Consider the following 9834-nt stretch of genomic DNA (forward strand, 5'->3'; position numbering starts at 1 on the left):
CCGTCAGTAGCGGCGTCTTCAACGGCAACCTCTACGCCTTCGCCCGCGGCACCGACGGCACCGCCCGGTACTGGTTCGGCAACGGTGGCCCCTGGTCGAGCATGCAGACCATCCCCGGCAGCACCGGCCTGTCCTGATCCCCTGCGGGCCTCTCCGCCCGCGGAGAGGCCCGCTCCTCCCTTCACCCCTTGGCATTCGAGGAGCATTCGATGGACCCCACCAGGCGCCGGCGATGGACCGGCCCGCTCACCGCAGTCCTGCTGACCGCCGCTCTGCTCCAGCCGTCACCGGCACACGCCGCCGACCCGTACGCTGACGGGGGCGGCTGGGCAGGACGCGGCTCGGTGCAGCAGCAGAGCCCGACGAACACCGCGGCCGTGGCGCCCCCGGCCGGGTACCCGGTCGGCATCGACGTCTCCAGTCACGACTGGGAAAACGGCAGGTCGATCAACTGGAGTACCGAGGCCGCCAACGGCATCACGTTCACCTACGTCAAGGCGACCGAGGGCACCTCGTACGTCAACTCGCACTACAGCAGCGACTACAACACGGCCAAGAGCGTGGGCATCTTCGCCGGCGCCTACGCCTGGGGCCGCCCCGACCTCGGCAACCCGGTCGGACAGGCCGACCACTTCGTCGACACGATGCAGTGGACCAGCGACGGCAAGACGCTGCCGCCGTTCCTCGACATCGAGTGGCCGTACAAGAGCAACGGGACCTACGTCGCGCCGTACCCGTGCTACGGCCTGTCCCAGCCGCAGATGGTGAGCTGGATCAACTCGTTCCTCGGCCGCGTCGAGGCCCGGATCGGCCGTAAGCCGGCGATCTACACGAACGTCAACTGGTGGAACCCTTGCACCGGCAGCTCCACCGCCTTCTCCGCGTATCCGCTGGACATCAGCTCCTGCAACTCCTCGCCGCCGTCGGCGCCGGGCTGGGGCAACCAGTGGACGTTCTGGCAGTACGAGATCCCCGACTGCGGGCGCGGCGCCACCCGGGACTGGGACGTGTTCAACGGCAGCTATGCGCAGCTGGCGCAGTTCGCCGGCGGTTCGGCGTCGGCGCAGTCGTCGGGTTCGGTGGTGTTCAACGGCGTGTTCTACGAGTTTGCGCGGGCGTCGGACGGGTCGGTGCGGTACTGGTACGGCACGGGCGGGCCGTGGTCGTCGGCGCAGAGTCTTGGTGGTGGTCTGGCCAGTGATCCGGTGGCGACGGTGTTCAACGGCAACCTGTATGTGTTCGGCCGTGGCACTGACGGCAGTGTGAAGTACTGGTACGCCAACGGTGGTGCCTGGTCGGCTGTGCAGACCGTGACCGGTAGTTCGGTGACCGGTGCGGTGACCGCGTCGGTGTTCAACGGCAACCTGTATGTGTTCGGTCGTGGTGCGGACGGCACCGCCCGGTACTGGTTCGGCAATGGTGGTCCCTGGTCCGCGACGCAGTCCGTCGGTGCCGCCGTGATCGACGCGCCGCTGGCGAGCACGGTGTTCAACGGCAATCTGTACCTGTTCGCGACCGGCACGGACGGCAGCGTCAGGTACTGGTACGGCAATGGCGGTCCGTGGTCGGGCATGCAGACTGTGACCGGCAGCTCCGGCATCGGTGGTGGCCTGTCCAGCACGGTGTTCAACGGCAACCTGTACGTGTTCGCCCGCGGCACGGACGGGGCGATGAAGTACTGGTACGGCAACGGCGGTCCCTGGTCGGCGCAGCAGAGCATCCCGGGCAGCACCGCCGTCGCCGGCGCCGTCAGTAGCGGCGTCTTCAACGGCAACCTCTACGCCTTCGCCCGCGGCACCGACGGCACCGCCCGGTACTGGTTCGGCAACGGTGGCCCCTGGTCCAGCATGCAGACCATCCCCGGCAGCACCGGCCTGGGCTGACAGACCGCACCGGACGCCTGCTCCCACGATCCCCCCTCGTGGGAGCAGGCATGCCGGCACCTGACCCGGCCATGAGGTCGGCGGCCCGCCGGGCGGACGTGAACCTGCGACCGGCAGGCGAAGTCCGCACGCTGGAATATGCCCGCCGCCTCCGGCCCAGGTAAAGATCAGGCGAGCATTCACCTCACCCTGGGCTGGAGGCGGCCATGGCTACCGCAAGAGTCGACGACCTGGATGTCCCGACCAATCGCAGGGACGCCAAAGTCCTGGCGAGGATCCCCGCGCGCTGACCGGGCTGCGATGGTGGGCCGCACTGGGTGTCTTTGTCTATCACGCCGTGACGCTGCCGGGCATCTTCGCGCTGTCGGCGAGCACGAAGTCGATCCAGTTCATCCTTGCCCCGGCCGGCAGTCTGGGCGTGTCCTTCTTGTTCGTCCTCAGTGGATTCGTGCTGACCTGGTCGGCCCGGCCGAAGGACACCGCGGTGTCGTTCTGGCGGCGCCGCGCGGTGCGGATCTACCCGAACCACTGGGCCGGTCTGCTGCTGGCCGTCGGCGTGATGGTGCTGGTCAACGACTACACCCAGTTGCACGACGTGGTGCGGGTCGCGCTGCTGGTGCAGACCTGGACGCCGAGCTTCCTCGTCGCAACCGGGGTCAGCGGGGTCAGTTGGACGCTTGCCTGCGAGATGTTCTTCTACCTGTGCTTCCCGCTGCCGATCCTGCTGATCAGGAAGATCGCACCGGCGCGGCTGTACTACTGGGCGGCCGGCATCGTCGCCGTGGTCTTCCTGTTCCCGGTGCTCACCGCGCTGCTGCCGGCTCAGCCGGTGATGCCCTTCGGGCCGCCCGTCTCCGAGTCCGCGTCCTGGTTCGTTGAGCGGTTCCCGGCGCAACCCCGACCAGTCCAGCCTTGACCTGCCGATCTATCATTTCGACGCTGCCCAGTACGACGCCGAGATCACCCGCGCCGAGAACGATCACTCCTGGGAGTGGCCTGACCGGACCGTCGCCCGCCTGCTGCGCGGTCGGCTACGCGAACGATCGGACCTCCTCGGCCGGTGGGACTGCCATCCCGGATGGGTGGCGGCACGGCCAAACGACCGTGGCCGGGTACACGTGTCGTACTTCTACCCCCAACGGCCCGCTGGCGTGGAAGATCTGTGGCTGCAGTTCGTCGCGGTGATCGAACTGCCGGCAGGCGACCCTGAGATCGGGGTCGACGAGATCGTCCGGCGGCTCTCCGACACCGACCCACGCCGCCAGCAGTGGTTGGCCGGCGGCAGCTTTGAGGCCGCACAGGCGTTCGGCTTCGACTGACCGGCACGACAACGAAGGCGGAAACCGGCTGGTCCACGACGTGGGCCAGCCGGTACTGTTCGCCCGCCAGAAGGGAGCGCCGTGATGGCCGAGACGACGATTTTGTGGCGGCCGACCGGCCCCGAAGAGCTGGAACTCGTGCGCGCCTCCGGCTGGACAGCCTGGCCGCCGCGGCTGCCCGACCAGCCGATCTTCTACCCGGTCCTCAACGAGCAGTACGCGATCATGATCGCCCGGGACTGGAACGTGCCCGCCTCCGGCGTCGGCTACGTCACCCGGTTCGAGGTCGACCGCGAGTTCGCCTCCCGCTATCCGGTCCGGCAGGCCGGCGGCCGCGACATCCTCGAGCTGTGGGTGCCGGCCGAGGAACTCGACGAGTTCAACCGGCACCTTGTCGGGCTGATTGAGGTCGTCCACGAGTTCAGGCCAGGCAGCTGAAGGAGACTCGGTGACACGGAGGGTCCCGAAGACGCTGTGCAAGCGCTGGATCACATCCGCCGTGGTGAGGCCGCCCTTCACGAAGTCCTCGTGCTTGTTTGAAGGAGCAGCGGCAGCACCGCGCTGCGGAAGTCCCGCCTGACAGGGCCGGAGATCGTGAGCCGGCTTTGACCCACGCCTCGCCTCCAGCATCCCGGTCACCGGTCGAGCGCGACGACCAGGCGCCGCGCCTCGGTGACCAGTCGGCTCGACCCGCCGTGTGCGGCGACCTCGGCCAGCCCTGGCACGTCGATCCGGGCGCCGGCCGCCCCCGCCGTCTCCGCCGCCAGGGTCAACAGGTCCGGGGTGCCGCGCGGGGCCTTCGGTGCCGCGAGCAGCGCAGGCAAAGCGGAGGCGAGCAGGCGCCAGGTGCTGAGCGGGGCGCCGGCGGCGGCCGCGTCGCGTAGCGGCTGCAGGGTGCGGGTCAGCGTGAGGTCACCGACGGCGGCGAGTGCGCCGAGGTGGGCCCCGACCGCGGGAGCGTCCAGGTCGCCGGCGGCGGCCAGCATCAGCAGGGCGTCAACGGCGGCGACCCGGTCGGACTCGTGTCGGGCACCCAGGCCGTACGCGAGGGCGAGATCGACGGCGGGACCGCCGTCGCCGCCGCACTCGGTGAGCAGCGGCAGGATCGCGGCGCCGCCAGACAGGTCCTGGTCGGCGCCGCTGGCGATCTCGGGCAGCGCGTACGCCGCGACCAGTCCCCGGTAGCCGGGCAGCGTCGCCGGCCAGAGCAGGGCAGCGCCGCCGACGTAGCTGTTCACGGATCCGGCCGGCACGGTGAGCAGGCCGAACGGATCGTCGACGCCCTCCGGCGGGCTGACCCGCACGTGTGTCCGCTGCCGGGGCAGTTGCTCGTACCCCCAGTCGTAGCCTTGTCGGCGCTCCCGGCGGGGCAGCGTGACCACTCGCTGGTCCGGGGTCGGCAGGCCGCCGGCGCGCAGCCATCCGGCGAGCCGGTTACCGGCGGGCGTACCGAGCGCCGCCGCCCTGGCCGCGAGGGGCTCGTCGACCCGCGCGGGCAGCCGCAGCAGGGCCTGTCTCAGGTCCATCTCCCACGCGCCGCGCTGGCCGAGCAGGGCCAGGCGGTCGTACAGCACCTCCGGGTCGATGGCGCCGTTCGCCGCGGTCGGGGCCGCGAGTAGACCGGGGTGCTGGGGCGGGCCGACGCGGTCGCCGATCTCGGCCAGTCGCGCGCGCAGCAGCCGGTGCGGTGGGGGTACCCGTGGATCGAGGGATGGCCCGCCCGGCGTGCGGCGCCGCAACGCCGCCAGCATCGCGACCCACCGTCCCCGCCGTACGCCCCCCTCGACCGGGTCGGCCGCCGCGTGCAGCACCCCGCCGAGGAGACCGCACAGGCAACACGGATCCCACGAGTGCTCTTCCGCGCCGGCGCGGTGCCGCCGCAGCACAGGAATCAGGGCGTCTTTCAGCCGGGCCCGGTCGTCACCGGCGAGCCGGACCACTGCGTCGAGGACCCGTTCCAGACCGGACGCTGTGGTGGGGCCGCTGAGCAGGGAGGCGGCCTCCTCCGCCAGCTCGTCCGGGTCGGTGATGGCCGGGGGCGCGGGCAGCGGCCCGGCCGGTGGCGGTAGGTCGTCGCCCACCGCAGCGACCACGACCCGCGGGGCGACGACGTGTCCGTACCGGGCGGCCAGCGTGCCGGCCCGGTCGCGGACGTCCGCCGCCGGATGGTCGACCGCTGTCGCGATGACCTCGGCGATCTCCGCCGCCCGGTCGGGGTGTCGACGGGCGAGCTGGTCCAGCCAGCTGAGCTGGGCGCGGACCAGCGCCTTGTCGGGCCGGACGAGGACGACCCGCGACGTATCGAGCAGCCCCTCGACCTCGACGCCGTCGAGAGCCCGCAGCGTCTTCTGCGCCATCGACGCCACGAACCCGGGGGCGTCGGCGAGCAGGCGCAGGTACTCTCCGCTATGCCGGCCGACCTCGCTGGCAGTGGGTGCCAACTGGACGTGCAGGGTGACGAACGCGCGCAACGCGGCCGGCCGGTCGCCGCGCAACAGCCGGCTCACGCAGCCGTCGAGCAGCATCGTCCGGTCCAGGCGGCCCTCTCCGGCCAGTCGCGTCAGCGCGCGCGGCAGGGCAAGCTTCTCGTCGGTCATGAACTCGTCGAAGGACATCCGCGTCCCGGCGCTGTCCACCTCGAACAGGCGCGGCACCAGGGCGTCGAGGAACACGTCCGCCCGCAGCCGGTCCACCAGCGGGACCGGTCGCTGCCACTCCGGCGGCCACGCCATCATGGCGAGCCACCCCTGCACAAACTGGTCACCGGTGGGAGGCGCCGCCTTCTCGGCGGTGAGCAGCTCCGCGACGAAGCCCCAGCCGTCCATCGGGTCGTCCCGGCGGAGCCGATCCGTCAGCCGGTATGCCAGCTCGGCCAGCCAGGGCACCCCGCGCGTCCGCGCGACCTGGACCACCAGCCCGGCGTCGGCGCCCCGCAGCGACACGTTCCGCCGGCCGAGCAGCTCGGCCGCCGCGGCGGCGGTGGGCAGGCCCCCTACCGCGGCCACCGCCAGGGCCGTCGCCTCGTTGTTCCACCACCAGTTGTCGCGCCGCCGGCGCACGTGGGCCACCAGCCCGTCGGCGAACGACCGGCGCCGCTGGTCGTCGAGGCCGGTGACCGCGTCAACGGCCGCGCCGATGTCACCGCGGACCAGGAACTCGAACGGATCGGTCACGCCCCGACCTCCACCGCAGCGCCCACCATCGTCGTGGCGAGCGCGTGTTTGCAGGGCCCGCGCTGACCGCGGTGCCGTGCCCACCAGGGGCAGGAGCAGGTGTACGAACTGTCCGTCCGGCGGCGCACCCGGTAGACCTCGTCGCCGTGGCGTACGGTCGCCGCCTCGCCGTCGAGGGCTACCGCGCCCGCCTCGACCAGCACCCGCGCCCCGACCAGCCGGGGATTGTCCCGCTCGGCTCGGCCGGCGTCGTACGGCAGCACCCGGTGGAAGTAGCCCGCCTCGGCCACGTCGAAGCCGACCCGGCCGGCGGTGCCCAGCTGGGCCAGCGCGGACCGGACCCGGTCCGCCGGAATCCCCGCCGAGGCGGCCAGCGCGTGGACATCGATCGTCGGGTCCCAGGACAGCAGCGCGGCGACCAGCGCGGCGTCGTCGGCGACGTCGTCCGTGGCGAGCGCGGTCAACGCACCGCCCTCGCCAGAGAAACCCCGGTACGGCTCCGGCGACAGGGTCAGCGACAGCCGCAGCGCGCCGGAGTCGAGCTCCCAGACGCTCGGCAGCGGCGGCGAGGCCCGTACACCCGCAGGGTCTTCGCGTACCGGAGCAGCCCACGCAGCGTCGCGAGCCGTCCAGCGCCGGCAAGGCACACCGCCCCAGGCACCGGGCGCGAGGTCAGCCGCAGCGAGCGCCCAGCCGGCACTACCCAGAGCACCGACCGGTCGTTGCCCGCCGGCAGCCGGCGCAGGAAGGCGGCCGCCTCCGCAACCGGGACCTCCGCCCGCGGTTGCATGGCCGCAGCGACCAGATGGACCTCGGCAAACCCCCGCAGCCAACGCCCAGGTAACGGCACCTTCTTCTCCACCACCGAACCATCGAGGGTGGAGACGGTCAGCTCATCCGGCCCCACCGACAGGTGCAGCGGGTCAATACCGCCCACCCGGGCCAGCGCCTCCCGCAGCGGCGCGTTCACGTCGACGTTGGTGGTGCCATGCTCGACGATGTCGCCGTCGAACCCGGCCGGCACGATGTCCAGCCGCGCGTACACCCCGCAGCAGCCGGAGAACGACTCGAAGCGCATCCGGTCCCGGCTGCCGGTAACCACGGGATCGAGGCTCGCCGGGCTGACCGGCTGGTGATACCGGGTGCGGGCGACCTCGGCGACCGCCAGCAGCCCGGCGGCCGCTGCCTGCGGAGTCGTCAGGAAACCGGAGAAGAACCGTGGGTTGGTCGCGGGCCCGCCGCTGGTCTGCAGCGCTAGGTCCCCCCGGTGCAGCGCGGACGGCTGGAGGTAGCGGTAAGTCTGAAGGGCGCTCACGGCTGCAGAACTTACGACCGACCCCCGACACCCGGCGAGCACCAGCGGGCACCATCAGGGCAGCGTCCGTTTCTCGCCAGCCGGCAAGCCGGAGGCGGGGGCAGCCCGGCCGCAGCCGACGTACGGGGGCGATCTACGCCAGATCTAGGGTTGCAGCCACGATCATCAGTGTCTGACACGTTATTTTCACACGAAGTGTGATGGTTCATCTCTCCACCAGTGCCGGGACGGATCAGTTGCCAGGGCAGCTGCGCTGGGGGAACTGCGCCGCCTGGAGGGAGCAGACACCGACAGTGCCGACCAACCACGCGAGCTACTGGCGGCTCCTCGCGCGCTCCCGCTCTCGGTCATGGTCCCTTGACGCCGCTCACAAAGCGGGAGTAGGTATCGCCGCTGCTTGGGGTAAGCGCGGATGCGGTCGGCGAAGTGATTCAGAACCCGCTGGACCACGACGTCGCGGCGGGATGGGGCAGCTTGGCAGGGCTGATAGTCAAGCTTCGGGTGATGATTAACATTTGTCCTACTTAGATGGAAATTGCTTGTGGGGATCATCTTGACGGAGGCCAGCCGCTCACTTTGCGTGTAGGCGGGTGCCACGTATCGCGTCTGTTAGAGGAGAATCCCCCTGTCGGGTACGGGCCGGGGAGGTCTTGGGTGGCGCCATCATCAGGTTCAAGAGACAACCAGCGGCGCCTTGTAGCGCAACAGCGTCAGGCGCAGCAGGAGACAGCACGCCTTCTACGCGAGGAGGAGCTGCGGCGCAAGGCAGTCGAGAAGGAGCGTCAAGCCACTGAGCTCGCTAGAAAGATTTCCGACGCTGCCTCTCGGACGGAAGCGGCTGAGCAACGCATGCGGGAGCTTGCTGGGCTGCTGAGTCGGTCCCTGACACAGCCCGTACCGGGGGTCGATTTCGCGAGCCTGAAGAAACCCGCGGTGGTGACGCCACTGGATCTGGGCGCCGACGCGTCACCGGAGCCTGCGCCTTCGTGGGGCTCGTTCCTGCCAAAACCACCCGGAGTGATGTCTCGGTGGCTCGGCGGTGACGCTCGCTACGCCGCTCGGCTCGCGGCGGCCGAGCAGCGCTTCGCGCAGGTCAAGGCAGGTCACGAAGCGACCGAGACTGCTCGCCAGCAGCGGGTCACCAAGGCCCGCCAGCAGCACGCGCAGCTGCAGGCCAAGCTGCACGCGCAGATCGCCGCGCAGCATGCCGAGGTCGATCTGTTCGCCGAGGGTGTCCGTGCACGCTCAGCTCAGCACGCGAGTCGCTACTTCCAGATGATCGTCGACCAAGTTCAGGATCCTGCCGGATTTCCGCGCAAAAGGTTCGCCGGCTACGTCCCAGACTCCACATTGTTGGCCCTCGAGTGGTACCTGCCCAATGTCGACATCGTCCCCCAGGTCAAGACCTACCGGTATGTCAAGTCCCGCGACTCCACCGATACCACGCCGCGTCCGATCACAGAGATCCGCCTGGCCTATCAGCGGTTGGTCGCCCAGATCGCCCTTCGGGCCCTGCGGGTCGTTTTCGCCGCAGACGCGTTTAAGGTAGTCGACACCGTAGTTTTTAACGGTCGTGTAGATGCCATTGATCGCAGCACCGGCCAGGCGATTGACCCTCACCTGATTACCTTGCGAGCAACGCGGGATCAGTTCACACCTCTAGTGTTGTCGCAGGTTGATCCAGTAACTTGTGTGCAGAAATACTTTGCAGCCGACGTGTCGCGGCATCCAGATGAGCTGCAAGAGGTCATGCCAGTCATGAAGTTCGAGATGGCGGACCCCCGCATCGTCGCAGCGGTCGACGTCATTAGCGGTCTTGATAAGCGCCCAAACCTAATGGCGTTTTCCCCCAAGGAGTTCGAGCACTTCGCGCACAACCTGTTTACGCGAATGGGGTTCGACACCAAGCTGTTCAAAGCCGACGGGGACGGCGGCGTGGACTGCGTTGCCTATGATCCCACCCCGATCCGTGGAGGCAAGTACGTCATCCAGGTCAAGCAATACGCGCGCAAGCGGTTGGTTCCGCCTTCGGCGGTTCGTGACCTATATGCACTGACCTAAACTTTGGCCGTTTCGGTGCTTTTGTATAGGCTGGATGGGGCGATGATTATCTCGTACGTGATGTCGCGGGTACGTTCCGTTTC

8 protein-coding genes are annotated in these 9834 nt (G+C 69.7%); 5 read left to right on the plus strand and 3 right to left on the minus strand.

Going from position 1 to position 9834, the window contains the following annotated elements; translation table 11 throughout:
• Nucleotides 1-209: 209 nt before the first annotated feature.
• The 4 genes from ABZ807_RS31860 to ABZ807_RS31875 all read left to right on the plus strand — a co-directional run bounded on the left by ABZ807_RS31860 (nt 210) and on the right by ABZ807_RS31875 (nt 3640).
• Nucleotides 210-1883 (plus strand): GH25 family lysozyme, encoded by a 1674-nt coding sequence (locus tag ABZ807_RS31860; RefSeq protein WP_357166365.1) that lies wholly within the window; start codon nt 210-212, stop codon nt 1881-1883.
• Nucleotides 1884-2178: 295 nt separating this feature from the next.
• Nucleotides 2179-2799 (plus strand): acyltransferase, encoded by a 621-nt coding sequence (locus ABZ807_RS31865; protein ID WP_357166390.1) that lies wholly within the window; start codon nt 2179-2181, stop codon nt 2797-2799.
• Nucleotides 2759-3202, plus strand: coding sequence for a hypothetical protein (locus ABZ807_RS31870; protein ID WP_357166368.1), 444 nt, complete (start codon nt 2759-2761; stop codon nt 3200-3202). The genes ABZ807_RS31865 and ABZ807_RS31870 overlap by 41 nt, the downstream gene beginning before the upstream one ends.
• Before the next feature lie 84 nt (nt 3203-3286).
• Nucleotides 3287-3640, plus strand: a complete 354-nt coding sequence (locus ABZ807_RS31875) for an ADP-ribosylation/crystallin J1 (RefSeq protein WP_357166371.1) — start codon at nt 3287-3289, stop codon at nt 3638-3640.
• 197 nt (nt 3641-3837) lie between these two features.
• Here ABZ807_RS31875 and ABZ807_RS31880 read toward each other — a convergent pair whose 3' ends face one another.
• From ABZ807_RS31880 to ABZ807_RS31890, 3 genes are read right to left on the minus strand one after another with little or no spacing between them, the layout of a single operon-like run.
• Nucleotides 3838-6375, minus strand: coding sequence for a DUF6493 family protein (locus tag ABZ807_RS31880; protein ID WP_357166374.1), 2538 nt, complete (start codon nt 6373-6375; stop codon nt 3838-3840).
• Entirely contained in the window at nt 6372-6839 is a 468-nt protein-coding gene (locus ABZ807_RS31885) for an SWIM zinc finger family protein (protein WP_357166377.1), read from the minus strand. The genes ABZ807_RS31880 and ABZ807_RS31885 overlap by 4 nt, the downstream gene beginning before the upstream one ends.
• Before the next feature lie 47 nt (nt 6840-6886).
• Nucleotides 6887-7690 (minus strand): hypothetical protein, encoded by an 804-nt coding sequence (locus tag ABZ807_RS31890; protein WP_357166380.1) that lies wholly within the window; start codon nt 7688-7690, stop codon nt 6887-6889.
• Nucleotides 7691-8623: 933 nt separating this feature from the next.
• Between ABZ807_RS31890 and ABZ807_RS31895 the strand changes: the two genes are divergently transcribed.
• Complete coding sequence (locus tag ABZ807_RS31895; RefSeq protein ID WP_357166383.1) at nt 8624-9751, plus strand: restriction endonuclease; 1128 nt, start codon at nt 8624-8626, stop codon at nt 9749-9751.
• Nucleotides 9752-9834: the final 83 nt, after the last annotated feature.

The organism is Micromonospora sp. NPDC047548 (assembly GCF_040642975.1).
In the GTDB taxonomy this organism is placed as follows: Bacteria; Actinomycetota; Actinomycetes; order Mycobacteriales; family Micromonosporaceae; genus Micromonospora.

Bases quoted from the DNA above. Each gene is read 5' to 3' on its own strand.
- ABZ807_RS31860 (WP_357166365.1), top strand. From the start codon at position 210: ATGGACCCCACCAGGCGCCGGCGATGGACCGGCCCGCTCACCGCAGTC.
- ABZ807_RS31875 (WP_357166371.1), top strand. From the start codon at position 3,287: ATGGCCGAGACGACGATTTTGTGGCGGCCGACCGGCCCCGAAGAGCTG.